This window comes from Kribbella voronezhensis, from assembly GCF_004365175.1.
GTDB lineage: Bacteria > Actinomycetota > Actinomycetes > Propionibacteriales > Kribbellaceae > Kribbella > Kribbella voronezhensis.
In genome coordinates, this window is sequence record NZ_SOCE01000002.1 from 483,496 (window position 1) to 510,274 (window position 26,779).

Annotated in this window: 17 protein-coding genes; 13 read left to right on the forward strand and 4 right to left on the reverse strand. The window is 67.6% G+C overall.

From position 1 onward, the window contains the following. The first annotated feature begins 16 nt into the window (after positions 1-16). A complete protein-coding gene (locus EV138_RS29645) occupies positions 17-661 on the forward strand; it encodes an alpha-ketoglutarate-dependent dioxygenase AlkB (RefSeq protein ID WP_133982862.1) in 645 nt (214 codons plus the stop codon). Positions 662-1,268: 607 nt separating this feature from the next. After that, positions 1,269-2,960 (forward strand): amidohydrolase, encoded by a 1,692-nt coding sequence (locus tag EV138_RS29655; protein ID WP_305000180.1) that lies wholly within the window; start codon positions 1,269-1,271, stop codon positions 2,958-2,960. Between the two features lies 1 nt (position 2,961). Here the strand turns inward: EV138_RS29655 and EV138_RS29660 are convergent, their stop codons facing one another. Continuing rightward, complete coding sequence (locus EV138_RS29660) at positions 2,962-3,372, reverse strand: SRPBCC family protein (protein ID WP_133982864.1); 411 nt, start codon at positions 3,370-3,372, stop codon at positions 2,962-2,964. A 51-nt stretch (positions 3,373-3,423) separates the two neighbouring features. Between EV138_RS29660 and EV138_RS29665 the strand changes: the two genes are divergently transcribed. Further along, on the forward strand, positions 3,424-3,843 hold the full coding sequence (locus EV138_RS29665) for a MarR family winged helix-turn-helix transcriptional regulator (RefSeq protein ID WP_133982866.1): 420 nt from the start codon (positions 3,424-3,426) through the stop codon (positions 3,841-3,843). Positions 3,844-3,895: 52 nt separating this feature from the next. Here EV138_RS29665 and EV138_RS29670 read toward each other — a convergent pair whose 3' ends face one another. Then, a complete protein-coding gene (locus EV138_RS29670; protein ID WP_238158502.1) occupies positions 3,896-6,769 on the reverse strand; it encodes a S8 family serine peptidase in 2,874 nt (957 codons plus the stop codon). A gap of 163 nt (positions 6,770-6,932) precedes the next feature. On the opposite strand from EV138_RS29670, the gene EV138_RS29675 reads away from it, so the two are divergent. Then, positions 6,933-7,271, forward strand: coding sequence for a YciI family protein (locus EV138_RS29675; RefSeq protein ID WP_133982871.1), 339 nt, complete (start codon positions 6,933-6,935; stop codon positions 7,269-7,271). A gap of 271 nt (positions 7,272-7,542) precedes the next feature. Here EV138_RS29675 and EV138_RS29680 read toward each other — a convergent pair whose 3' ends face one another. Beyond that, positions 7,543-9,255 (reverse strand): glycoside hydrolase domain-containing protein, encoded by a 1,713-nt coding sequence (locus tag EV138_RS29680; RefSeq protein ID WP_133982873.1) that lies wholly within the window; start codon positions 9,253-9,255, stop codon positions 7,543-7,545. Positions 9,256-9,634: 379 nt separating this feature from the next. On the opposite strand from EV138_RS29680, the gene EV138_RS29685 reads away from it, so the two are divergent. Together EV138_RS29685 and EV138_RS29690 are read left to right on the forward strand one after the other, a co-directional pair. Continuing rightward, positions 9,635-10,381, forward strand: coding sequence for a dienelactone hydrolase family protein (locus EV138_RS29685; RefSeq protein ID WP_202866999.1), 747 nt, complete (start codon positions 9,635-9,637; stop codon positions 10,379-10,381). Positions 10,382-10,805: 424 nt separating this feature from the next. After that, positions 10,806-11,837 (forward strand): hypothetical protein, encoded by a 1,032-nt coding sequence (locus EV138_RS29690; RefSeq protein WP_133982877.1) that lies wholly within the window; start codon positions 10,806-10,808, stop codon positions 11,835-11,837. A 170-nt stretch (positions 11,838-12,007) separates the two neighbouring features. Here EV138_RS29690 and EV138_RS29695 read toward each other — a convergent pair whose 3' ends face one another. Next, positions 12,008-13,549, reverse strand: coding sequence for a glycoside hydrolase family 99 protein (locus tag EV138_RS29695; RefSeq protein WP_133982879.1), 1,542 nt, complete (start codon positions 13,547-13,549; stop codon positions 12,008-12,010). Positions 13,550-13,805: 256 nt separating this feature from the next. Here EV138_RS29695 and EV138_RS29700 point away from each other — a divergent pair, with 256 nt between their 5' ends. The 7 genes from EV138_RS29700 (at position 13,806) to EV138_RS29730 (ending at position 26,697) form a co-directional block, all read left to right on the forward strand. Next, on the forward strand, positions 13,806-15,086 hold the full coding sequence (locus tag EV138_RS29700) for an ROK family transcriptional regulator (protein ID WP_133982881.1): 1,281 nt from the start codon (positions 13,806-13,808) through the stop codon (positions 15,084-15,086). 52 nt (positions 15,087-15,138) lie between these two features. Further along, positions 15,139-16,659, forward strand: a complete 1,521-nt coding sequence (locus EV138_RS29705) for a sugar ABC transporter ATP-binding protein (RefSeq protein ID WP_133982883.1) — start codon at positions 15,139-15,141, stop codon at positions 16,657-16,659. After that, on the forward strand, positions 16,659-17,726 hold the full coding sequence (locus EV138_RS29710) for an ABC transporter permease (RefSeq protein ID WP_133982885.1): 1,068 nt from the start codon (positions 16,659-16,661) through the stop codon (positions 17,724-17,726). The genes EV138_RS29705 and EV138_RS29710 overlap by 1 nt, the downstream gene beginning before the upstream one ends. A 68-nt stretch (positions 17,727-17,794) precedes the next feature. Further along, positions 17,795-18,838 (forward strand): substrate-binding domain-containing protein, encoded by a 1,044-nt coding sequence (locus EV138_RS29715; RefSeq protein WP_133982887.1) that lies wholly within the window; start codon positions 17,795-17,797, stop codon positions 18,836-18,838. A gap of 18 nt (positions 18,839-18,856) precedes the next feature. Next, a complete protein-coding gene (locus EV138_RS29720; RefSeq protein WP_133982889.1) occupies positions 18,857-20,020 on the forward strand; it encodes a Gfo/Idh/MocA family protein in 1,164 nt (387 codons plus the stop codon). Beyond that, positions 20,017-21,177, forward strand: coding sequence for a xylose isomerase (gene xylA, locus EV138_RS29725; protein ID WP_133982891.1), 1,161 nt, complete (start codon positions 20,017-20,019; stop codon positions 21,175-21,177). Before EV138_RS29720 ends, xylA begins: the two co-directional genes overlap by 4 nt. Positions 21,178-21,309: 132 nt before the next feature. Beyond that, entirely contained in the window at positions 21,310-26,697 is a 5,388-nt protein-coding gene (locus EV138_RS29730; RefSeq protein WP_133982893.1) for a ThuA domain-containing protein, read from the forward strand. The last annotated feature ends 82 nt before the right edge of the window (positions 26,698-26,779 follow it).

Below are 26,779 nucleotides of genomic sequence, written 5' to 3' on the forward strand. Positions count from 1 at the left end.
GTGTACTCTGTTGGGCATGGCTGGAGGGCTTCAGGCTTCGTTGCTGGATGCGTTCGAGGATCCTGCGCTGGGATCTCTCGAAGGGCTGCAGCGGACAGAGTTGGGTCAGGGCGCCTGGATCGACGTGCTGCCAGGGTGGTTGACCGGTGCGGACCAGGTTTTCGATCGTCTGGCGGTCGAGGTGCCGTGGCGTGAGGAGCGGCGGCAGATGTACGACCGGATGGTCGACGTCCCTCGGCTGCTCTGCTTCTACGGCGAGACCGACAACCTCCCGTTGCCGATCCTCGACGAGGCGCGCGACGCGCTCACCGATCGGTACGCCGAGGAGCTGAGGGAGCCGTTCCGCACGGCAGGTCTCTGCTACTACCGCGACGGACGGGACAGCGTCGCCTGGCACGGCGACAAGATCGGTCGCGGCGCCCGCGAGGACACCATGGTCGCCATCCTCTCGGTCGGCGAACCACGAGTCCTGGCGCTCCGCCCGCGCCCCGGCAGCACGTCGGCAAAGGTCGCCTCGACCATCCGCTACCCCCTCGGCCACGGCGACCTCATCGTCATGGGCGGCTCCTGCCAACGCACCTGGGAACACGCCATCCCCAAGTCCACCACCCACACCGGCCCCAGAATCAGCATCCAATACCGCCCCCGCGGCGTCCGCTGATCCACCGCCCCCCGGCGTCCGCTGATCTCGCGAGCAGACTCAGACTCCACCCGAGCCGCCCCAGCCGAGCCAATCGAGCTGCCTGCGCCTCCCGAGTCGCCCGAGCGCCGGGCCGCCGAGTCGTCCGAGCCGGGCCGACGGAGCCACCGCTCGCCTTCCGAGTCGCCCGAGCCGATGGAGCCCGCGCCACCCGAACGTCCGAGCTAACCGACCCGCCCAAACACCCGAGCCAAGCGAACCGCCAGCCCCGCTTGAGGCACCCGAACCGCCGACGCCGCTCGCGCAGGCCGGTTGCCCGCGCCGCCCGAGCGTCCCGCGCCTGCCGAGTTCGGCTACCTGAGTCGGCGAGTCGCCCGAGTCCTCGGAGCCCACCTGAGTCGATGGAGTCCGGCCGACCGCGGGGTTTGCGTGGTGCCCGACATGCCCAGCCGCGACGGGGTGACTGGTGGGTCGCGTCGCCGGAGCCGGGAACGATGCGGCGGCGCAGGTCGCCTCGGCTCGGCCCTCGGATGTGGCGGACGGTGGTGCCGACCAACTGCATGGCAGAGGCGACTGGACCGTGGCTGGCACAGACTGGGGGCGTCGGCGCGGTAGAGGTGGAGGATGCATGCGGCAACTGGTGATCCGGAATTGTTCCGTCCTGGTCGTCCCGGAGACGGGGGAGTGCCGTGTCGATGAAGCGCAGGACATCTACGTCCAGGACGGCGCTATCGCCGCGATCACCGATACCGGTACGCCGGTCGCTGGTCGCCCTCCATTCGCGCGCTCAGCCGACGCTCGATCGGTCAGTGCCAGCCAGACCGACGATCACCAGTCCGATGCCGCACCGGGTGCTGCGGGATCGGTGGATGCGCGTTCGGGTGGTGCGGGATCGGCGGATGCAGGACCGGGTGGTGCGGGATCGGTGGGTGCGGGTTCCGCTGATGCCCGATGGGTGGATGCCAGTTCGGGTGGTGCGGGATCGGCGGATGCAGGACCGGGTGGTGCGGGATCGGTGGGTGCGGGTTCCGCTGATGCCCGATGGGTGGATGCCAGTTCGGGTGGTGCGGGATCGGTGGATGCGCGTTCGGGGAGTGCCGGGTCGGTCGAGGTGCTCGATGGGAGTGGGCTGCTTGCTGTGCCGGGGCTGACGAACTCGCATACGCACAGTCCGATGGTGATGATGCGGGGCGCGGCTGAGGACGTGTCGATCGACGACTGGTTCAACCGCAAGATCTGGCCGATGGAAGTGAACCTCACCCCGGAGCGCGTCCGAGTCGGCGCCCGTCTCGCCTGTGCGGAGATGCTGCTCGCCGGCGTCACCACCTTCGTCGACCACTACTTCCACGCCGACCAGATCGCCGAAGCAGCCCTCGAATCCGGCATCCGCGCCGACCTCGCTCCGACCTTCTTCTCATCCACCGGCACCGAAGGTCGAGAAGCCGCCTTCGCAGCGGTCCGCGAGATCCGCGCACGAGGCGAAGCAGCCGCAAACGGCCACCCGCCACGCGTCACCGCCTCCCTCGGCCCGCACGCGCCCTATACCGTCACCGACGAAGACCTCCGCCGTACTGCGGAAGTCGCGCGCGCCGAAGGATTGCGGATCCACCTGCACGCGGCCGAGACCGAGGACCAGACGCAATCGTCGATCGACCGCCACGGCGTGACCCCGATCGAGGTGCTCGCGCGTACCGGCGTACTGGAAGCTGGTGCCCTGATCGCCCACGGGTGTGGCATCCGCGAAGCTGACCTCGCCTTGCTGGCACCCTTCGCCGACCGTACTGCGGTCGCCTGCTGCCCCAAGGTCTACCTCAAACTCGCAATGGGCTCAACCACGCCGATCAAGTCGCTGCAGTCGGCCGGCATCCCCGTCGGCATCGGCACCGACGGGGCCGCGGTCCACAACACCTTGGACCTCTGGGAATCCCTGCGCCTCGTCGCTCTCACCCAGAAACAACGCGAACAGAACGCCGAGTGGATGACCGTCTCGGACACCCTCCGCCTCGCCACCCGAGGCGGCGCGACCGCAGCCGGGCTGCACTACCTCACCGGCGCCCTGGAACCAGGCCGCCGGGCCGACATCGCCCTCGTCGACCTCTCGGCCCCGCACCACCAGCCGATCCACGATGCCCGGGCGAGCCTCGTCTACTCCACCCGAGCATCCGACGTGGTCCATGTCGTTGTCGACGGCAACATAGTCGTCCGCGACCGTACCCTCACCACTGTCGACCTGGCGGAGATCCTCGAGGATGCCCGCACCCTGGCGCACACCCTCGTGGACCTGTCCGCAAACAGCACGATCCAGACCTACGCGCCCTGACCTACACTGCCTGATCGCCTTCGCAGATCCTCCGAACGGTCTCCAGTTCCTCATCGATGAACTTCAGCTGATCCTCGACCGCCTCCTCCGGCGTGCCCGGAGGGAACAAGATCGTGAACTGGTACTCGCTGCCCTCGCCGTTGGGCAGCACCCGGCTGAAGCCGCCGACCCGGAGGTCATGGGCGCGAAGGAAGTCCACCGTCCCGTACTCCGACGAGGTGCGCACCACCACGCGCAGCTGACCCGCCTCGCTGTCGATAACCCACTCGTCACCACTTTGCTCGATCTTCGGCGCGAACCCCGGCGCCCACTCCGGCAGGTTCCGCGCGTCGGCCACGTACTCGAAGACAACCTCCGGGGAGGCGGCAATGGAAATGGTCCGCGTCTCGGCGCGGGGAAAATTAGTAAGCATGTTCAGATCATATGCAACTGCGTATCATCTGTCACTACCTATCATGACCGGGTGGAACGCGAAGACCTCGGAGCCCTGCTCGCCCGGCTGATCCGCCGCATCATGGAAGCGGAGCGCCCGCTGCTGGAGGCGCACGGTCTCTCGATGTGGGGCTACTCGGTCCTGACCCGTCTCGCGGACCGGCCGATGGAGACCCAGCAGGCCCTCGCCAAATCCATCGGCTACGACAAGTCCCGCCTGATCGCGCTCCTGGACGACCTGGAACGCGACGGCCTCCTCACCCGCCAACCCGACCCCTCGGACCGCCGCGCCCGCACCGTCACGCTCACCGCCGCCGGCAAGTCCCGCCTGCGCGCAGCCAAGGCCGACATCCGGGCCATGGAAGAAGACCTCCTCGCCCCTCTGACCCCGACCGAACGCCGTCACCTCTTAACAGCCCTACCCCGCCTGGCCCAAACCCCCGACCACTGACAAAGCGGCCCCGAACTCTGACGAGTCCGGGGCCGCGGTTGGTACGACGGGTTCAGCTGACCGTGAAGGTCTTGGATGCGGAGACCGCGGTGGCGTGGTCTGCGTCTGCTACGAAGACCACTCGGTAGGTGTAGGTGCCCTTCGCCGTCGGCTTGATGCCGAAGGCGTAGTTGCCCGTGCTGTTGAGCTTGGTGGACGTGATGGTCGACCAGGTCGAACCGCTGAGCCGCTGCAGGTACACCAGCGAGCCGGCGTGCTGCGGGCGGACGTAGCCGTAGAAGTTGGTCGAGGCACCGAGTTTGATCGCGGTCGGGGAGACGTACGACGCGATCGTCGGACGAACCTCGACGGTGAAGTTTCCGGTGCGGGAGCCCAACAGGTCAGCCGATCCGTTGTAGCCCCAGGCGAACACGGTCGAAACCGACGGTGCGTAGACCACGCTTGCCGTTCCGTCGGCGGCGGTGGTCCTGCGGGCGATCTCGCGCCAGACGGTGCTGTTCTTGTTGCGGCCGTAGAGCGAGAGCGGCACGCCGGCGAGCGGCGCCTTGGTGTCGATCCTGCTGGCCTTGCCGTTCAGCGTGACCGAACCACCGAAGTTGACGATCGATGCGCTGGCTGACGTCAGGCTCGTGGCAGTGCCGATCAGCTGGGTGGTGGCAGGAGTGGCGCTGAGCTTGCCGCTCCGGTCCTTCACCCACGCGCTGAAGGCGTAGCTCGTCGCATTGGCCAACCCGGTCGCAGTACCGGACGTGGTTGCGCCCGGTGCGTACGCAGTACCGGCGGTCGGCGAGGCAGGCGGCGTGGTTCCGGCTGCACCTCGTACGACGACCTGGTCGAGATCCGTGATGCCCGGGAGGGTCCAGCTCAGCGCGGCCGTGGTGTAGCCACCGGTCGCGTCGAAGGCGCTCAACGGGGCCGGAGCCTGGTCAACCGTGCGGAAGACCGAGGTGAAGCTCGACACGGTCGCCCCGCTGGTCTCCTGCACACCGTCGACCGAGATCCGGTACGGCGTGTTGTCGAGCAACTCCGCGGTCGGCGTGATGGTGATCTGCTTCGTGTCGGCCGCGTAGTCGACCGTGCTCGGCACGACGGCGCCGGTCTTGCCGTTGAGCAGCCGGACAGTGCTGTCGATGACGCTCGCCGGCGACAGGTCCGTCGCCGACGTGATCACGGGCTTCACCGTCTGCGCGACACCGTTCGAGTAGTCGGCCACGGACGAGTTCTGCACCCAGGCGTGGTCGAAGGGAGCGGCCCCAGCCGACGAAGCGGCGTACGACACGGTGTAGGCCCGGCTGTCGCGCGAACCGTTGTAGTTGCGGACGGAGATGTAGTTGTCGCCGACCACCAGATTGACGTTGACGCTCGCCGTCAGCGCTACCGGGGTGTCCGGCTCGTAGTTGATCTCGGCGCCGCCGATCTGCTGCAGGTCCTTGTCGTAGACCTTGACGACGGGAGCGAAGTTCTGCGCCCGGTTCTCGAAGTCGTAGACCGGACTGGTCACGTTGACCACGACGCTGTGCGCGGTGGTCGAAGTGATCTTGTACCAGTCGACGTCGCCTTCGGGGCCGGTCGTGCCGGTGACCGAGCTGCCGGTGATCGCGGTGGCGCGGGCCGGGACGTCGTTGCCGTCCGGTCCGGCGCTCCAGAACTCCGGCGCCCACGAGCCGCCCAGAGCGTTGTAGGCGTCGAGAATGCCGGCGCCGTAGAACGGGTCGAGGCCGCGCGGGCCCGCGTCACGAGCCGTCGACTTGAGACGTGCCATGACCTGAGCCGGCGTGTAGGTCGGGTACTTGTTCCGCACCAGAGCGGCGACGCCCGCGACCATCGGGGCGGAGAACGACGTGCCGCTGCCGGTCCAGTACGGCAGGTAGCCCGCCGGGGTCAGGCTGCGGGGACCGGTGGAGATGATGTTCCAGCCCGGGGCTGCGATGTCGACCCAGTCGCCCTGCGTGCTGAAGCTGGTCAGCGCGCCGTTGTTGTCGGTCGCGGCGACCGAGAGGACCTCCGGGTACGACGCCGGGAAGTGCGGCACGTTGACGCCGGTGTTGCCGGCCGCCGCCACGACGACGACGCCCTTGGCGACAGCGGACTTGACCGCGTCGTGCAGCAGGCTGTCGTCACCGTCGCCGCCCAGTGACATGTTGATCACCTTGGCGCCGTTGCTCGCGGCCCAGTTGATGCCCGCGATGATGCCGGAGTCGGGGCCGGAGCCGCTCGAGTCGAGCACCTTGACCGGGAGGATCTTGACGTTCCATGCGACACCGGCGACGCCGGCACCGTTGTTGGTGTTCGCGCCGATGATGCCGGCGGTCATCGTGCCGTGGCCGTTGTCGTCGTTCGGTGACGTGCCCGGCCGGATCTCGTTGTATCCGGCCAGCACGCGGCCCGCCAGGTCCGGGTGACCGGCGTCGATGCCCGTGTCCAGTACGGCGACCGTCTGCGCCCCGGCCGTCTTCGTCAGGTCCCATGCCTGCGGCATCCGGATGGCGCCCAGGGCGCCGGCCTGATCCGAGCCGTAGTACGTGTCGTTCGGCGCGGAGGACGCGGTCCGGATGTAGTCCAGGGACGCCTTCTCGACACTCGCGTCGGCCTTCAGCGTCTTCAGCATGTCTGGCGCGGCGAGCTCGCTCTTCACCGCGACGATGCCGGAACCGACGGCGGCCGACGAGCGGCTGTTGACCTTGCCGAGTGCCTTGGACTTCGCCGCGGCGGAGGCGGTCTTCTTGAACTTCACCAGCACCGTGTTCGGCGTGTAGGCGTCCTTGGCCGGCTTCGCGGTGCGCGCGAAGTTCGGCTTGACGGCGTACGGGCCGGGCTGCGGCTGGGCGGCGTTACCGGATGATCCGGTGATGGTGACCAGGGTGGCGGCTACCAGAGCAGCGGGCACACCGAGGCGCAGGAGATGGACAGGGCGGACGGGAATCACGGACCCCCCCAAAGGGTCTAAGAGTGACATTCTTGCCGGAGTATGTCAGAGGGTGGGAGCAACTTTCCCGGCTGTCTCGATGTCAAAAGCTGCAATCGCGCTCCGACGTCCCGGCTGGACCGCCCGCAGGAGGCGGAGTTCCGCGAGATAGCGAGGAGATCCCATGAAGTACATGCTGCTGATCCGCCCGGACGTCGACTTCTCCGGTGAGGTGCCGGCCGACATGGTCGCCGCCACTGTTGCCTGGGTGGAGGAGATGACGGAGCGTGGCGTGCGGTTACACGGTGACGCGATCCGTCCTGCGTCAGAGGGGGTCGGCGTGCGCCGGCGCGGGGGCAAGGTGGTCACCACGGACGGCCCGTACGCGGAGGCGAAGGAACAGATGGGCGGGTACGACATGCTCGAGTGCCGTGATCTGGCGGAAGCGATCGAGATCGCGTCCAAGCACCCGGTCGCCGAGATCGGCGTCGTGGAAGTCCGCCCTGTCGCAGAAATCGCCTGACCCCGTACTACGGGTCTGTGGTTGCTTGCAGGCCCGGTACTGCGGACCGGTTACCGCTGTAGCCCTTGTGCCAGGTGCCTTGTGCGAGGTGCCTTGTGCCAGGTGCCAGGTGCCAGGTGCCAGGTGCCAGGTGCTGCCAGGTGCCGGGTGCCGGGTGCCGGGTTGCTGGTGGTCGGGCATGGCGGCACCGGGCCCCTCGGGACAGGGGGCCCGGCGCCGCGCAGTACCGGCTGCTTGGGAGGGGGAGCCGGTGCTGCCGCAGGAGAAGTTGTCAGGCGGGGTCGAAGTACCAGCGCTGGCAGGAGCCGCCGTGGAAGGGCCAGATGATCACGTCGGCGCCGCGGTCGGTCGAGCAGCCTGCGACGTCCAGGGACTTGCCGCTGCCGGTGCCGATGATCTTGTAGGCACCCCCGACGATCGGCTCGATCGTCCAGGTCTGGCAGTCGGCTCCCGCGTAGTCCCACAGATCAACCGGCGTCACGTCGGCCGTCGAGCAACCGGATGCCTCCAGCGCCTTGCCCGTATTGCCGTCGACGATCTTGAACGTGGTCCCGCTGACGTTCTCGATATGCCACTTCTGACAAGGGCTTCCGGCGATCCGGTCCCACATCCGTACGTCGGCGCCGTTCTGGCTCTGACAGTCGACGACGTCCAGGTCGAAACCGCCGGCCTCCGCCCTGAGCCGGTAGACACCGTCCGTCATCGGCGGGGGAGTGCCGCTGGAGACGTCGAGGAAGTTGCTGTCGATGTTGATCGTCACGCCACCCCAGGTCTCGTTGTGGTCGCCCTTGTACTGGTGCAGCCGCTGGTGGTTCACCCACAGCCCACTCGAGATGTACTGGCCCCCGTCGGTGTTAGCGGCCCCGTTCCACCAGGCGAACCAGATGTGGTCGGGCGACGTGTAGCGGCTGTCACCGGCGCCGCTGGCAAGGTCACGGCCACCTGAGCCCGCACTGCTGTAGACGCCGCCGAGGAAACCGCGAGCGCGGAGCTCGTTGGTCCAGCCGCTCACATAAGAGAGCACTGCATCCTTGCAGGCCGCGGTCGTCGGGTAGGCCTCGATGTCGGAGTAGAGAGCGCTCCCTGGGCCGATCCCGAGGTTCAGCGCCGCCTGGGCCGAGACACCGGCGGATTGCGCTCCCTGGTTTCTCGCGGTGGCGGGATCGAACGACATCTTCGGGTTCCGGGTCCCGCACGGCGCCTGGTAGCCGACGTCGATCGGCATGAACGACCAGCCGTTGGCGGCGTTCGAGGAGACCCACGATGCGGTCAGATTCGCTTGGCTGCAGGACCGGGAGGAGCCGCTGATGTAGATGCCGACAGCCTTGAACGGCGAGGCTTTCCAGGCGTTCATCGCGCCGAGCGACGGTGCCGTGCACTGATCGAACGCCTGCTGGTTGATCATGTTGCCTGGGGCAACGACAGTTGCGGCCGTGGTGTTGGGCTGGGTTGTCGCCTTCGGTTGGATGGTTGGCGGGACGAGCTTGGCCGGCGTACCGCCGCTGGTCAGTCGCGCCTTGCCGAGGATCTGGCGTACGGAGGATTCCTGGTCGAAGCCGTGTACCGCGGTGACGAGGACACCGGCGTCTTCGACAGCGACCTGGATCTCGTTGTCCGAGGACGACGCGGTGGCGGGCGCCGTCGCAGTACGGGGCATTGAGGCGACCGCAGTACGCCGGGGTGCTGAGCCGTTGAGTGGCTCGATCACCAAGCCTGCGGTGCGTCCGACGAGGTGAGCCGGGCAGTTCTGTTGTGCCGCGGGGTGGCCGAGGTAGACGGCCGGCTGGTCGAACCGGACGCAGGCTGCCGGGTCGGCGGCGAGGTCGACCATCTTCCAGTCGGACGGTACGGCGACCTGATAGCCGTGGTACTTCACGATCCGGTCGGCTGAGGCGCCTTGGGCAGGAGTGATGCCGGCGGACAGACCGACCACGGCGAGACCGGCGGCCGAGATCAGGGAGAGCGCTCTTCGGGAACGTTTCATGGTGATCCTTCGTGGGCGGCGAGGTGCGACGCCCCCACCGTCCACCCACCCGCCAGCCCCCGCCACCCTTTCGAACCAGACAGAACCTCTGACCGCACGTGACGAGAGAGCCGAGGCGAAACGCCTGCAAGGCGTCTGTGCCGCGGGTTCCGCCGATCGGGTGGCGGGGCCGGGGCTGGCTGAGGGGGTGACGAGAGACGTAGTTCGGTGGCGGGCGATGTGCTGTGCCGGGGTTGGTGTGGGTGCGGCGAGTCGGGGGATGGGGAGGTGAGTGGTTCTAGGGTGGGGAGCCCGAGTGGTTGGAGTTGTGGTCATGGGTGAAGGTGCGCCGAGTTCTGGGTTGGGTGGATGGCGGAAGGGGCCGTTCACGGGTGCGGGGTTGACCTATGACTGCTACGAGAAGGGCTCAGGGCCGGGGGTGGTGTTGATTCCGGAGATTCCCGGGATCACGCCGCCGGTGCTCGGCCTTGCGGATCATCTGGTCGACGAAGGGTTCACGGTGGTGATCCCGTCGCCGTTCGGGACGCCGGGCCGGCCGGAGACGACGGGGTACGTGATGGGCGTGTTCGCGCGACTCTGTGTCAGCAAGGAGTTCCGGGCGTTCGCCGTCGACGCCAAGCGACCGATCACGGCGTACCTGAGAGCGGTTGCTGCCGATCTCGCCGTCCGTACGCCGGGACGCGGGGTCGGCGTGATCGGGATGTGTTTCACCGGCGGGTTCGCATTGGCGACCGCGGTGGACGACGTCGTACTGGCGCCGGTGATGAGCCAGCCGGCCACACCGTTCCCGCTCGGCGCGACCCGGCGGCGTGATCCCGGGGTCTCGCACGAAGAACTCGAGCGCATCGTGGAGCGCTCTCGCACGGATGGTCTCTGTGTTCTCGGACTGCGGTTCAGCGAGGACCGCGCAGTACCGCCGGAGCGGTTCGCGACGCTGCGAGAACAACTCGGCGACGCCTTCGAGGTGATCGAACTCGATTCGAGCCCCGGCAACCCCGGCGGCTTCAAAAAGAGCGCACACGCAGTCCTCACCGCCGAGGTCCGCGAGACCCCCGGCCACCCAGCCCTCGCCGCCCGCACCCGCACGGTCGAGTTCCTCCGAGAACACCTCACCCCCACCACCTGACCCGACCCGCCGGTTCGAGTCGTTGGCCGGGGCGGAGTGCTCGTGTGGTGGTGCGAGGCGTCGGTGCTGTGCGGGTGGGTTGAGAGTGTTCGTCTCTCATTGGCTGGCCCTGACGCGTGGGACCAGGCGGCGGTTGCTCGTGGGTAACAAGAGCCGGGTGGAGTGGGGTGGTGACGGTGGGTGGGGGCAGTGTTAAGGGACGGTATGGAATTCCGTTGGTGTGATTGGGCAGGCTGAGGAGCGGGCACCTGGGATAGCAAAATCGAGGGCGAGCGAGCTTTCCGGCGGTACTGAGCGGTATTCCGTTGCTCTACGCAAGGTGACAGGAGCCGTGCGTGAACCTCGTGGATTTGCTCTGGCCGCAGCCCCCGCGGGCATGGCACCATCGGCCGTCGGGGGAGATATGTCACCAGGGGGCAGACGAATGGCGAAAGCCAAGCGGGCGAACCACAGGACCGGTTCGGAACATGTCGACGAACCGGGCTGGGAGTCTGCGGCCGGTACCGGAAACACCGGTCCGGGTACCAACGGCTACACGGGGCAGAACGGTGGGAACGGCCGAGGCGGCAGCGGCGCCGATGGTGGCAACGGGTCGGATGGCGGCAACGGTGCCAACGGCCACGATGCGGACCCTTCGGACAGCGGTGGATCGGTCGGTGACCGTCCGGTTGCGCAGAGCGCGGAGGGTGGGCGGCCGCCGCAGTACGGGCCGCAGAACGGACCCCTTCAACAGTCCGGCCGTCAGCCACAGGATCAGCAGGCTCGCACTCGGCAGCCCCAGGCCCGGATGACGCAAGGCCAGAACGGGCAGCGGGGACAGAACGGGGTGCAGGGACAGAACGGGGTGCAGGGACAGCGAGGCCAGGAAGAGCAGGGGCAGAACGGGCAGCGGGGCCAGGTTTCGACGGCGGTGTGGCGAACTGTGCAGCGCCCGCAGGATGTACCGCCGAACGGTCAGCCGGGGCAGAACAGAGCCGCCGATCTCGGTACGCCGGTGAAGGTGGACGAGATCGCCATCGCAGCGATGACGTTGTCCGAGAACCTTCAGGCTGCCGCTCGAGGTCTGCCGGAGTCTGTTGAGTCGCGTCAGTTCCGGCGCGATCTGGACGAGGCCGCCGACACTTTCCGGGAAGCCGCCAACGAGCTGGAATCGACCGCCGGCAAGCTACTGCGGCTTGCTGCCAGCGAAGGCGAGACCTGCGGTGTCGTCTGGGGCGATTGCCCCGATCACGGTCTCACGCTGATGAATGTCGGCGAGGTCGTCACCTGCCATGTGCTCGGCTGTCACCGCGAGTACGAAGGCGTCATCGAGCGCTGCACCCAACCCGTCGCCTACCGGGTCGTCGACGCCGCCGGTCCTGCCCTGATGACTTGTGCCGGTCACGCGATCGCCTGCCGGCTGCACCTCGACGGCGCAGTCATCACGCTCGCCTCCGACAGCCTCGAAGTGCTCTGACCCCCGGCAGGTTGGTCCGCCGCAACGGACCAACCTTCACGCCTAGGGCGGGACCGACCTCCGGGATTCGCATCGGCCAACCGCGATCGGGTAGGCCCGATCGCCTTGACTCATGACCGGCCCAGGTCCACCACGCGTCGCCGCTTGTCGGGCGGGAAACGAGAGAGCGCTTACTGGATGCGGCAGGAGGTCAGTTGGTCGTTGGCGTTCGGAGTGAGGGTGGTGAAGTTGGCCGTGTCTGCTGTCCGGGTCCAGCTCTGGCCGGAGAAGTTGTCTTCGGCATAGATCGTCACCGACCAGCCGGCCGGAACGCGCACCGACGACGCCCAGTTGTCCTGTACGCCGGCCGCCAGCAACTGCGCTCGCGTGTAGTTGCCCTTGGCAAGTGGTTGGCCGGCCGCGCCGAGATAGTCCACGTGCTCATAGAACGTCACCGCGCCACCACCTTGGCTCGGCATCGGTGGGGTCGGCCTGGTCGCGGTGAGCGCGATCTGCCCCTTGAACATCTGGCCGCCGTCGTTGGTCAGCCGCAGATAGTAGTCCGACGAGCACGCCGTACCGTCCTCGTCGAGCGCCCGGATCCCTGACCCACTGGGAATCCAGGCCGCGCTCTCCGCGGTCTTGGCGATCTGGTTGCCCTCGTTGAACTCGTCGAACATGGAGATGTACATGCCCTGTACGCCGACCCGCGTCAGGTTGTAGAACTGCCGCCACATCAGCTCGCCGTGCCGCCGGTGCCCGGACTGCAGATCGCCCGGAATCACGCACGGCTGGTAGTCGATCCCATGAGCGTTGCAGTCCGCCTGATCCTGCTGATTCACGTTGTTGTAGTAGTGATCCGCGCCGGCCAGGTCGCTGATCCGGCCGACCATCCACGGCGAGATCATGTCGAACGCGTGGTACACGTCGAGATACCCGGGTCGCGAGTCCTCGTTGCCCGGCAGCCAGTGCGTGGGAACGCCACCGATGACGTAGCAGCCCTGGCCCTTGAACCAGTTGACGACATCGAGACAAACCGAAGCAGGGAAGGCCTTGTTGGCCTCGTTGAAGCCGAAGCCCCAGATGCAGACGACCGGCTTGCCGTTCTGCTTCGCGTACGCCGGTGACGAGGTGTACGCCCGCATCTTGTTGATCCAGTCGGCCTTCATCTCCGACTGCATGTTCGTCCAGTCGGTCGCGTCGTACATGATGTAGAACTTCCGGCCGTACTGTTCGGCGGCCTGCCGGACCTTGGCCGCCATCGCGTCCCGGGTCGGGCCTTCGCCGCCGGTCGGGTTGAACCGTTGCAGCGCGGCGGTGTCGCAGCCGTTCTGCTGCATCCACTGGAAATGCGTGTTCACCGTCTGCTGGTCGTACGACGAGAACAGCTTGGCCGGCCGGCCGTTGCCGAGATTCGCGTACGCCGTTTGGTAGGTGGCGGAGAAGTCGCGGACATCCGGCCAGCTGACGATCGTGGTGTTGTTCGGTGAAGGTGGCTGACTCGCGTTCTGGCTGTAGTGCCACCAACTGTTGATCGGGGCACCGTCGCCGATACAGGCGAACCAGCCCTGGTAGCCGACGGTGATCTTACCGACGACATCGCCGACCGGACTGGCGGCCGGCGTCGCCGTGGTACTGGAATTGGCCCGGGCCGCCAGGGCGTTGCCGACGGTGGTTCCGGCGGCGGCGGTGGCTGCTGAGGCGGCCAGGAAAGTGCGTCTGGTGAGTGACATGTGCAGGCTCCTGTGGGGGGCGGGCAGGACTGCGGAGAGTGGCGCGAGCGTACAAACGGCTGCGGTGCCACGCAAGGGTTGACTGCAAATCCTTGACGAAGACTTGCAAGATCATGATGGAAGCGTGATCGAGAAACATTCTCGCAACATCTTGACGCGGCCTCTCCCGCTACTTAGTTTGTTGGTTCAACAGACAAAGTCTGTGACTGGGCTCACAGATGCTGTCTCTGGTCGGGGGAGAAGGGGTGGGACCGGCATGACTTTGACCGAAGGCAGCCGTCCGGGCCGTGGCGTTGTGGCTGCCGATCACGTCTCACTCCGGCGGAACAACCTGTCCGTGGTGCTTCGGCACGTGCGGGAAATGGGATCGCGCTCTCGCGCGCGGATCGCGGCCGACACCGGCCTGAACAAGGCGACCGTCAGCAGCCTGGTTGCCGAGTTGGTCGAACGTGGGCTACTTCGCGAAGGTCTCGCCGAGTCCGAACGCGGCGCCCTCGGCCGCCCGGGCCAACTGGTCGAGCTCGACGGCAGCGCTGTCTGTGGCGTCGGTGCGGAGATCAACGTCGACTACCTCGCCGTCACGGCGCTCGACCTCAGCGGCGAGACCGTGATCGAGCGGCGCGTCCCGTTGGACGTCGCCCACCTGGACCCCAGTACGACGCTCGACCAGCTCGCCAAGCTGATCCTCCATGCCGTGGCGGCCGTAGACGTGCGTGGCGGCCAAACGGCCGGTGTCACCCTGGCGGTGCCCGGCCTGGTGCAGAGCGCGACCGGCTCCCTCAAGCTGGCCCCCAACCTTGGCTGGGCCGAGGTCCCGGTGGTCGAGTCGATGCGGGAGCGGCTCGGCGATCCGGCGTACCCGCTGCGGGTGGACAACGAGGCGAACCTGGCCGCGCTCGCGGCGTACGCCGAGATGCAGATCGGGCCGGAGGACAAGATCCAGGATCTCGTGTTGCTCACCGGCGCTGTCGGCGTCGGTGGCGGCATGGTCACCGGCGGGCATCTGCTGCGCGGCGGGCACGGGTTCAGCGGCGAGGTCGGGCACATGCCGGTCGCACCGGCCGGCGGCACCTGCGGCTGCGGCCGGACCGGATGCTGGGAGACCGTCGTCGGGCTGACCGCTTTGTTGCAGAAGGCAACGGAACCGGACGATCCGGTCCGCGACCCGTCGCTCGATGTCGAGCAGCGGCTCGCCGAGATCACCCGCCGGGCCGAGGCCGGCGAGGCGCGAACGCTCAAGGCGCTGGCCGAGGTGGGCGAGTGGCTCGGGATCGGCGGCGCGATCCTGGTGAACATCCTGAATCCCGACGTGCTGGTGCTCGGCGGCTACTTCGCGGTGCTCGGCCCGTGGCTGAAAGAACCGCTGGAGAGCGCGATCGCGGATCGCGTGATCGCCCCCGAGGGCGGCGGTTGCCGGGTGGTCCAGTCGGACCTCGGGTTCACCGCGGCGGTTCGCGGCGGCGCCCAGATCTCCCTGGATCAGGTCTTCCTCGACCCGACGCTGGTCGGACGTGCCGCGACGGGGATGGCCCAATGACTACAGGCATTCGAAGGACAGCCGCACGGGGTGGACCGATCGGAGTGGGGCGATGAGCGCGCAAGCCAGTGGCGGTGAGTTGCTGCGGATGACCGGGATCGTCAAGGAGTTCCCGGGCGTGCGCGCTCTCGACGGCGTGGACCTGGATGTACGGCGGGGAGAAGTGCACTGTCTGCTGGGCCAGAACGGCGCCGGGAAGTCGACGCTGATCCGCGTCCTCACCGGAGCCCACCAGCCGGACGCCGGGACGATCCATGTCGGCGGCAACGAAGTGTCGCTGAACAGTCCGACGGACTCGATCGGGCTCGGGATCGCCGCGATCTACCAGGAACTCGACCTGGTGCCCGATCTGACCGTCGCAGAGAACGTGTTCCTCGGCCATGAACCGGCCAGGTTCGGGCTGACGCGCCGGCATGAGGCGAACAGTCGCGCACGCGAACTGCTGAACGGCCTCGGACACGGCGAGATCCCGCCGGGCCGCACGGTGGGCCTGCTGTCGGCGGCCGGGCAGCAGGTCGTGAGCATGGCAAGAGCGCTCTCTCGTGACGCTCAGCTGATCGTGATGGACGAGCCGTCGGCCGTGCTCGACTCCGAGGAGGTGGCCAACCTCTTCCGGGTGATCCGCGGTCTCACGGCTCGCGGCGTCGCGGTGGTCTACATCTCGCACCGGCTGGAGGAGATCCGCGCGATCGGCGACCGGGTCACCGTCCTCAAGGACGGCGCGACCGTGGCAACCGGTCTCGACGCGCGGGAGACGCCGACCGCCGAGCTGATCCGGCTGATGACCGGCCGCTCGATCGAGTACGTGTTCCCGCCCCGAGCCGAGATCGTCAGTACCGCGCCGGTCGTGCTCGAGGTCGAGAACCTGTCCCGCCCCGGCGAGTTCGCCGAGATCGCGTTCTCGGTCCGGGCGGGGGAGATCCTCGGGCTCGCCGGTCTCGTCGGTTCCGGGCGCTCCGAGGTACTGGAGACCGTGTACGGCGCGCGGCGGTCGGCGACCGGCGTCGTACGGGTGGATGGCAAGGAACTGCAACCCGGGCGGGTGCAGAGCGCCGTACGGGCTGGGGTCGGGTTGGCTCCGGAGGAGCGGAAGAGTCAGGCGTTGCTGCTCGACGAAGCGGTGTACAAGAACATCACCGTCTCGACGCTCGGCCGGTTCGCCAGTGCCGGGTTCCTGAACGGCAGGGCCGAGCGGGAAGCCGCTGAGGAGTTGACCAAGGCGCTCGACGTACGGCCTGCCGGGGTGGACCATCCCGTCCGCAACCTGTCCGGTGGGAATCAGCAGAAGGTCGTGCTGGCCCGCTGGTTGCTGCGGGACTGCCGGGTGCTGCTGCTCGACGAACCGACGCGCGGAGTCGACGTGGGAGCGCGTTCCGAGATCTATGCGCTGGTGCGCAAACTGGCCGCCAACGGGGTCGCGATCGTGCTGGTCTCCAGCGAGGTCGAAGAGGTGCTCGGTCTGGCGGACCGGGTCGTGGTGATGCGGGAGGGGCGGGCCGTTCACACCGGACCCGCGCAAGACATCGACGAGCACCGGGTCCTCGACCTGGTGATGGAAGGAAGTGCCGTGTGATGAGTGAGGAAGTCGCACGACCCGAAGCAACGACCGAGGAGCCGGTCACCACGGCGTCCACCCAGGCGACGGTGATCCAGGCGCCGGGGACGACCGGCAGCCGAACCGCGGGCAGCTTGTTCAGAGGGGGGTTCGGCCGGAACCTCGGCCTGGTGATCGCGCTCGTCCTGCTCTGCATCGTGGGGGTGGCGACCGCGGGCGACCGGTTCGCGAGCGGCGCCAACGTGCTCACCATCCTGCGGCTGGCCGCCGTCATCGGTGTGGTCAGCATCGGGATGACCTTCGTGATCACCGGCGGCGGGATCGACCTGTCGGTCGGCGCGATGGTCGCGCTCGCCTCCGTCTGGGCCACCACTTTGGCCACCCAGCAGCTGGCCGCCGACTACCACTGGATGTTCATGGTCAGCACGGCCCTCCTGGTCGGTGCCGCCTGCGGCCTGGTCAACGGGCTCTTGGTTGCTTACGGCAAGATAGTTCCCTTCATCGCGACGCTGGCGATGCTGGCCGGTGCGCGCGGACTGGCCGAGATCATCTCCGATCGCAAGACCCAGATCATCACCGTCAACTCGTTCGTCGACTTCTTCGGCGGCTCGCTGCTCGGCGTACCGGTGCTGGTCTGGATGTTCGTCCTGGTCGCGGCGGCGGGCTGGGTGCTGCTCAACCGGACCACCTTCGGCCGGCGGACGTTCGCGGTCGGCGGCAACGCCGAGGCGGCGCGGCTCGCGGGCATCAAGGTGCAGCGGCACACGGTCGCGCTCTACGTCCTGGCCGGCCTGTGCTGCGGGATCGCCGCGGTGATGCTGATGGCCCGGACGACGACCGGCAGTTCGACGCACGGCCAGTTGTACGAGCTGGACGCGATCGCGGCGGTGGTGATCGGCGGCACCCTGCTGTCCGGTGGCCGCGGCACGATCGTCGGCACCGTGATCGGCGTCCTGATCTTCACCACCCTGAACAACGTCTTCACCCTCAACAACCTGAGCATTTCCGCCCAGTCGGTGGCGAAGGGCCTGATCATCGTGATCGCCGTCCTCCTCCAGCAACGCCTGGCGTCCCGAGCCACCTGATCGAGGCGGTGGGGGGAGCAGTACCGCAACAGCCTTGACAAGCACTGCCCGTTCTTTGGAGGAGAAAGATGTCCGCACGATCCGCTCGGTTACTGATCACGGCAGGCCTGGTCGGCCTGAGCTCGATGGCGCTGATCGCCTGTACCGGCAACACCCCGGAAGCGGCCAAGACCGAGTCGGCCACCAAGGTCGCGGCCGGGAAGAACGACGAACCCGGCAAGAAGGTCAAGATCGGCTTCTCCGCCCCGGCCGCCGACCACGGCTGGATGGGCGCGATCACCAAGGCGACCAAGGCCGAGGCGGCCAAGTACCCCGACGTGGAGCTCGTCGTTGCCGAGGGCACCAATGACGTCAACCTGCAGATCAGCCAGGTGGAGACGTTCATCAACCAGAAGGTGGACGCGATCGTGCTGCTGCCGTTCGACGGCGCGGCGCTGACCGCGGTGGCGACCAAGGCGATGCAGGCCGGGATCACGGTGGTGAACGTCGACCGTGAGTTCGACAGCTCGTTCGCGGCCCGGACCACGATCCTCGGTGACAACCACGGGATGGGCGTGTCCGCGGGCAAGTACATCTGCGACCAGCTGAAGGGCAAGAAGGACGCGGTGATCGCGGAGATCGCCGGCATCGACTCGCTGCCGTTGACCCAGGCCCGTAGTACCGGCTTCAAGGAAGCACTCGCCGATTGCGGGCAGAAGGTGAGCAACCGGGTGGCGGCCGAGTTCACCGTCGAGTCCGGCGAGAAGGCTGCGGCGAACCTGCTGCAGGCCGCGCCGAAGATCGACGCGATCTGGAACCACGACGACGACCAGGGGGTCGGCGTGATGGCCGCGATCAAGAACTCCGGCCGCAAGGAGTTCTTCGTCGTCGGCGGGGCCGGTTCGGCGAACGTGATGCGTGACATCAAGGCGGGCAACACGCTGATGCGCGCGACCGTCATCTACCCGTCCACGCAGGGTGCGGACGGCGTCCGGCTGGCTCGCCTGCTGGTGCAGAAGAAGGCCCTCGGCGACCTGGTGGAGGTCGAGGTCCCGCGCACCGTCCAGCTCTACGCGCCGGTCGTGACGAAGGACAACGTGGATCAGTACCTGCCAACGGCGTTTGAAAGCTGACAAAGGAGAACACGCAGTATGACGAACCTGGGCATCGGCCTGATCGGGTACGCCTTCATGGGTGCCGCCCACTCGCAGGCCTGGCGGAACGCGCCGCGCTTCTTCGACCTGCCGCTGAACCCCGCGATGAACGTGCTTTGCGGCCGTAATGCCGACGCGGTACAAGCGGCGGCCGGCAAGCTCGGCTGGGCGCAGACGGAGACCGACTGGCGGAAGTTGCTGACCCGCGACGACGTCCAGCTGATCGACGTCTGTACGCCGGGCGACAGCCACGCCGAGATCGCGATCGCCGCGCTCGAGGCGGGCAAGCACGTGCTCTGCGAGAAGCCGCTCGCCAACACGGTCGCCGAGGCCGAGGCGATGGCGGCCGCGGCGGCGAAGGCGGCCGGGCAGGGGATCAGGTCGATGGTCGGGTTCACCTACCGGCGGGTGCCCGCGATCGGACTGGCCCGCAAACTCGTTGCCGAAGGCAAGATCGGCGAGATCCGGCACGTCCGCGCGCAGTACCTGCAGGACTGGATCGCCGATCCGGAGGCGCCGCTGTCATGGCGGCTGGACAAGGAGAAGGCCGGTTCCGGCGCGCTCGGCGACATCGGCGCGCACATCGTCGACCTGACCCAGTACATCACCGGCGACCGGATCACCGAGGTCAGTGGACAGCTGGAGACGTTCGTGAAGGAGCGCCCGGTCGCCGCCGAGCACAGCGGCCTGGCCGGTACGGCGGGCTCCGAGCGCGGGCCGGTCACGGTCGACGATGCCGCGATCTTCCTGGCCCGGTTCGGCGACGGCGCCCTCGGGGTCTTCGAGGCGACCCGGTTCGCGACCGGCCGGAAGAATGCGATCCGGATCGAGATCAACGGCAGCAAAGGCAGTCTGGCGTTCGATTTCGAGGACATGAACCTGTTGCACTTCTACGACGCGACCGAGCCGGCCGAGACGGCGGGCTTCCGCCGGATCCTCGCCACCGAGCCGGTCCACCCCTACGTGGCGGCCTGGTGGCCGCCCGGACACCTGCTCGGTTACGAGCACGGTTTCACCCACCAAGTGGTCGATCTGGTCACCGCGATCGCCGAAGGCGCCGATCCGACACCGTCGTTCGCCGACGGGCTGCAGGTGCAACGAGTACTTGCGGCAGTCGAGGACAGTTCGACCTCCCGAGAATGGCAGGAGATTCCTGGATGAACTCATATACGCCGACCAAGAACGACAAGTTCTCGTTCGGGCTGTGGACCGTGGGCTGGGAGGGCGTCGACGTCTTCGGTACGGCGGTCCGCGCCCCGCTCGACCCGGTGGCAGCCGTCGAGAAGCTCGCCGAACTCGGCGCGGCCGCGATCTCGTTCCACGACGACGATCTGGTGCCGGACGACGCCAAGCGGGAGCAGACGCTGGAGCGCTTCACCAAGGCTCTCGCCGACACCGGCCTGGTGGTCGAGATGGCGACCACCAACCTGTTCGCGCACCCGGTCTTCAAGGACGGCGGCCTGACCGCCAACGACCGCGACGTACGCCGGTACGCGCTGGCCAAGATCCTGCGCAACGTCGACCTGGCCGCCGAGCTCGGGGCCAAGACGTACGTGCTCTGGGGTGGCCGCGAGGGCGCCGAGTCCGGTGGCTCCAAGGACGTTCGCGCCGCCCTCGACCGGTACAAGGAGTCGATGGACCTGCTCACCGGTTACGTCCGGGAACAGGGCTACGACATCCGGTTCGCGCTCGAGCCGAAGCCGAACGAGCCGCGCGGCGACATCCTGTTGCCGACGATCGGGCACGCGATCGCGTTCATCAACGACCTGGCCGATCCCGACCTGGTCGGGATCAACCCCGAGGTCGGGCACGAGCAGATGGCCGGCCTGAACTACGCGCACGGCATCGCCCAGGCGTTGTGGCACGGCAAGCTGTTCCACATCGACCTGAACGGCCAGCACGGCCCCCGGTTCGACCAGGACCTGCGGTTCGGCGCCGGGAACCTCCGGGAGGCCTTCTGGACCGTCGACACCCTGCTCGGCTCGGAGGACCGGCCGGGGTACGACGGCTTCGTGCACTTCGACTACAAGCCGCCGCGGACCGAGGACCTGGACGGCGTCTGGGAGACCGCTCGGGCCTGCATGCGCAACTACCTCGTCCTGCGCGAGAAGGTGCAGGCCTTCCGCGCGGATCCCGAGGTGATCGAGGCGGTGGCGGCAGCCCGGGTCGGCGAACTCGCGGTACCGACGCTCGGGGCCGGCGAATCGCTGGAGGAGTTGCGCAAGGCAACGTACGACCCGGAGGCCCTGGCCGCTCGTGGCCTCGGCTTCGAGTACCTCGACCAGTTGGCGATGGACCACTTGCTCGGCATCCGCTGAGTTAGCTCCCGCGCAGGGCAGAGCACGGGAACCGCAGTAGCTGAACAGGCAGTACCAGGGCCGAAAAGTCCGGGGACCCGCCCCGGAAACCGATGGAGCGCGCGCCTTATCCGACCCATGAGGAGCAACCCCATGATCCAGCTACGCCGGCACGGAACACTCGTCCGTGCCCTCGTGCTCGCCCTGATCGCCACGCTGGCGATCCCGTTCACCGCGTCCACCGCGCAGGCCCATCCCGGGCACGGCGACGAGACCTTCAACGCACTGGTCTTCAGCAAGACGGCCGGATTCCGGCACGACTCGATCCCGGCCGGGATCCAGGCGATCAAGGACCTGGCCGCCGCGAACAACTTCACCGTCACCGCGACCGAGGACGCGGCGATGTTCAACGACACCGAACTCGCGAAGTACGAGGTGGTCATCTGGCTGTCGACCACCGGTGACGTGCTCAACGCGGACCAGCAGGCAGCGTTCGAGCGCTACATCCGCAACGGCGGCGGGTACGCCGGGATCCACTCGGCGTCGGACACGGAGTACGACTGGCCGTGGTACGGCAAGCTGGTCGGGGCGTACTTCGACAGTCACCCCGCCGGTACGCCGAACGCGACCGTGAAGGTCGAGGACCACGCGCACCCGTCGACGAAGGATGCGCCGACACTGTGGCCGCGCACCGACGAGTGGTACAACTACCGGTCCAACCCGCGCGGTGCCGTCCACGTGCTCGCCTCGATGGACGAATCGTCGTACACGGGCGGCAACATGGGCGTCGAGCACCCGATCGCCTGGTGCCAGAACTACGACGGAGGCCGCGCCTGGTACACCGGGATGGGTCACACGATCGAGTCGTACTCCGATCCGGCCTTCCTCAAACACATCCTCGGCGGGATCAAGACGGCGGCCGGGGTGGAGCCGGCCGACTGCGGCGCCTCGCTCACCGCGAGCTACGAGAAGGTCACCCTGGACGACAACACGTCCAACCCGATGGAGTTGTCGATCGCCGACGACGGCCGGGTCTTCTACATCGACCGCAACGGTGCGGTGAAGATCGTCAAGCCCGACGGCAGCGTCGTCACCGCAGGCACCCTCGACGTCTACACCGGCCAGGAGTTCGGCCTGCTCGGGATCGCGCTCGACCCCGCGTTCACCACCAACGGCTTCCTCTATCTGTACTACTCACCGACCGGATCCGATGCCTACGACAAGGTGTCCAGATTCAAGGTCAACGGCGACACGCTGGATCTGACCAGCGAGAAGCAAGTACTGCGGATCGACACTCAACGCGAGCAGTGCTGCCACGCCGGTGGTGCGCTCGAATTCGATGGCCAGGGCAACCTTTTCGTTGCCACCGGCGACAACAGCAACCCGTTCGACTCCGACGGCTACGCACCGCTGGACGAGCGGACCGGCCGGTCGGCCTGGGACTCGCAGCGCAGCGCCGCGAACAGCAACGTCCTGAACGGCAAGGTACTGCGAATCCACCCGGAGCCGGACGGCTCGTACACGGTGCCGTCGGGCAACCTGTTCCCGGCCGGTACGGCGAAGACGCGGCCCGAGATCTACGCGATGGGCTTCCGCAACCCGTTCCGGATCGGCATCGACCCGACCACCAACCACCTTTTCGTGGCCGACTACGGCCCCGACGCCGGCCAGTCCTCGCCCACCCGCGGTCCCGACGGCCGGGTGGAATGGAACATCCTGTCCAAGCCCGGCTTCTACGGCTGGCCGTACTGCGTGGGCAACAACACGCCGTACAACGACTACGACTTCGCCACCGGTACGTCGGGCGCCACATTCGACTGCAACGCGCCGGTGAACAATTCGCCCAACAACACCGGTCTCACGCAGCTGCCGGCCGCTATCCCGGCCACGATGTGGATGGGGAAGTCGAGTTCCGGCGTACCGGAGATCGGCGGCAGCGGTGCGCCGATGACGAGCGGCGCGTACAAGTTCAACCCGGACAGTACGTCGGATCGCAAGTGGCCGGAGTACTTCGACGGTAAGGCCGTCTTCGCGGACTGGAACGACAACCGGTTGTTCTCGGTGCAGCTCACCGATGACCGCAGCAAGGTCGCGGACGTCTCCCGGATGCTCCAGGAGATGAACTTCATCCGGCCGCATGCCTTGCAGTTCGGGCCGGACGGAGCTTTGTACGTGATCGAGTGGGGGAGCGGGTTCGGTGGCAACAACGCCGACTCCGGGCTCTACCGGATCGATTACGTACAAGGCAATCGGGCACCACTGGCACAGTTCACGACGGACAAGACGTCCGGCCAGGTGCCGTTGACCGTCGCCTTCGACTCCACCGGCTCGCGAGATCCCGACGGACAGGCGATCACGCCGGCCTGGGACTTCGACGGCAACGGAACGACGGACAGTACCGAGGCGAAACCGTCGTACACGTACACGACGCCGGGAGTTTTCACCGCCCGGCTGACCGTGACCGACAGCGATGGCCGCGCGGCCGTCTCGAACAAGACGATCACCGCCGGCAACACCGCACCGACGATCACGGTCGAAGGCCCGGTCGACGGCGGGTTCTTCGACTTCGGCGACACGATCCACTACAAGGTGACCGTCACGGATCCCGAGGACGGCACGGTCGACTGCAACGACGTGATCACCCAGCCGGCGCTCGGCCATGACGAGCACGCGCATCCGTACGAGCAGTACCACGGGTGCGAGGGGACCTTCCCGCTCCCGGGTGACGAGGGCCATGTCGGCGCGAACATCTTCGGCATCGTGACCGTGACGTACACCGACAAGGGTGCGCCGGGGACGGGCAAGATCACCACGCAGAAGGTGGTCCAGCTGCAGCCGAAGACGCGCGAGGCGGAGTTCTTCAGCGAGACCGGCGGGCCGGGCGCGACTCCCGGCGTACAGGTCGAGGACACCGGCGATGTGGCCGGTGGCGGCAAGAACATCGGCTTCATCGAGGACGGCGACTGGTGGAGCTGGAAGCCGACCAACCTGACCGGGATCGACCAGATCCAGTTGCGGGCGGCCTCGCCGGATGCGGGAGCGACCGTGCAGGTGCGGCAGGGTTCGCCGACCGACGGTCCGGTCGTCGCGACCATCCAGGTCACGCCGACGGGTGCCTGGCAGACGTACGGCAACTTCACCGCGCCGGTGAGTGGCGCGTCGCCGGCCAGCGGCCCGCTGTACTTCGTGAAGACGACCGGCCAGCTGAACGTGAACTGGGTGAAGTTCATCGGCAAGGGCGTGACGGAGAACCAGCGGCCGGCCGTCACGGTCACCGCGTCCACGGTCCAGGGACCAGCTCCGCTGAAGGTGGACTTCACGGCCGCGGCGACTGATCCAGAAGGCGATCTGCCGTTGTCCTACGCCTGGACCTTCGGCGACGGCGCCACGGCGACCGGTGCGTCGGTGAGCCACACCTACACCACCGCGGGGACCCACGTGGCGACCGTGAAGGTGACAGATGCACGAGGAGCAGCCGGTACTGCGACTGTCTCGGTGAAGGTGGACGCTTCGGCGCCACCAACGTGTCTCACCGGCCGATCGGACGGCTTCGACGGTACGTCGGTCGACACGTCGCGGTGGAACTCGATCGTCCGGGGCAACCAGGAACTTGCTGTGAGCAACGGAAACCTGGTGCTTCCGCTGACCGCGACCGACATCTACGGAACCGGCAACACCGGTACGCCGAACATCGTGCTCCAGTCGCTCCCGGCCGGAGCCTGGCAAGCGACCACCAAGTTCACGTTGCCGGCCCGCCTCGCCTACCAGCAGGCCGGGTTGATCGTCTACGGCGACGACGACAACTACGCCAAGATCGTGCTCCAGGGCCGTAACACCACGGCTTCGGCGGCGGACCGGATCTTCCAGTTCATCCGCGAGGAGAACGGCGTACCGAACGAGGTCGCGGACTCCAACACGGCCAACCTCGGCGCGGCGTACCCGGACACCGTCTGGGTGCGGTTCACCAGTGACGGGGCCAACCTGAAGGCGTCCTACAGCGCCGACGGTGCCACCTTCACCGAGATGCCGGAGACCAAGCAGTTGGCCGGGATCACCAACCCTCGTATTGGTCTCTTCGGGTTGGCGAACCGGACCGAGGCGCTGCCGATCACCGCACAGTTCGACTACTTCACCATCACGCCGGACGACACCGCCGAGCAGCCCGCACCGGACGACGAATTCACCGGTGCGACGCTGGACGCCTGCCGCTGGTCCGCGATCGTGCGGCCCGACGCGTCGGCGTACCGGGTGACCGGTGGCGCTGTCGAGATCGACACCAGCAAGGGCGACATCTACCAGGGCACGGCCACGAACCCGAAGAACCTGCTGCTGCAGCCGGCTCCCGACGGTAACTGGACGATCGAGACCAAGGTGGACGCGTCGGCCTTCAACGAGGCGTACCAGCAAGCCGGCCTGATGCTGTACGCCGACGACGCGAACTACGTGAAGTTCGACTTCCTCACCACCAACGCCTCCGGCAGCGCGGTCAGCCGCGGGATCGAGTTGCGCAGTGAGGTTGCCAACGCGATCGTCGACCCGGCCCCGAACGCCTCGCCGGCGCCCACCCAGGGCGTCTGGTACCTGAGGCTGGCCAAGAACGGGACCACCTTCACCGGTTCGTACTCCGCCGACGGGCTGACCTGGACGGCCTTGCCGGCCGTCACGAATACGGCCGTCGGGTCGGCCAAGTTCGGGATCTATGCCTTCGGGGTGGACCAGGTCGCGTCGAAGACGGCGAAGTTCGACTACTTCAAGCTCGTCCGGGACACGGTGGCGCCGCAGGTGAACCTGTCGGTGAACCCGTCCACCCCGTCCGGGCTCGACGGCTGGTGGAACGATGCCGTGGTCGCCACGGCGATGGGCACGGACGACCAGCCGGGTCAGGTCTACCTGGAGCGGAAGGTCGACGACGGGGACTGGGCGGAGTACACGGCTCCGATCACCGTCTCGGCCGAGGGAACGCACACCGTCCAGGTCCGGGCGAGTGACACCGCCGGGAACGTGTCGGCGGTGGAGTCCGTCACGGTGAAGCTGGACCGGTCGGCGCCGAAGACGATGGTGACCGGAATGACCAGTGGTGGTGAACTCGGCGTCGCTTCCGTGGCGACGGTGGCCGCGACCGCGACGGACGCGCTGTCCGGTGTGGCCTCGGTGACGATGACGGTCGACGGGAGAGCGCTCCCTGCGACCGGGAAACTGGATGGGGTGGCACTCGGGCTCGGCGCCCACGAGCTCGCGGTCACCTCGACGGACAAGGCCGGCAACACGGCGGTGACCAAGGTTCCGTTCACGGTCACTGTGTCGTACGCCGAGGCAACCAAGCTGGTCGAGCGGTACCGGGTCGCCAAGACGTTGCCACTGGCAACGGCAGCGGTACTCAAGGTGCAGCTCGCACTGGCCGAACAGCAGCAGAACAAGGGCCACCGCGCGGTGGCGATCGTCGCCATGAACCAGTTCCTCGCCCAGGCGCAGACGGTTCGCGACGTGCCGGCCCGGACGCTGCTCACCGCTGTGGGTCAGACCCTGTTGCGGAGGATCTGACCCGATGATCGTCGCCGTGCGAAACCGCATCCTGTCCGACGCGGAGAGGCGTACAGGAGCTCTCGCCGTCCCGGAGCGGTTC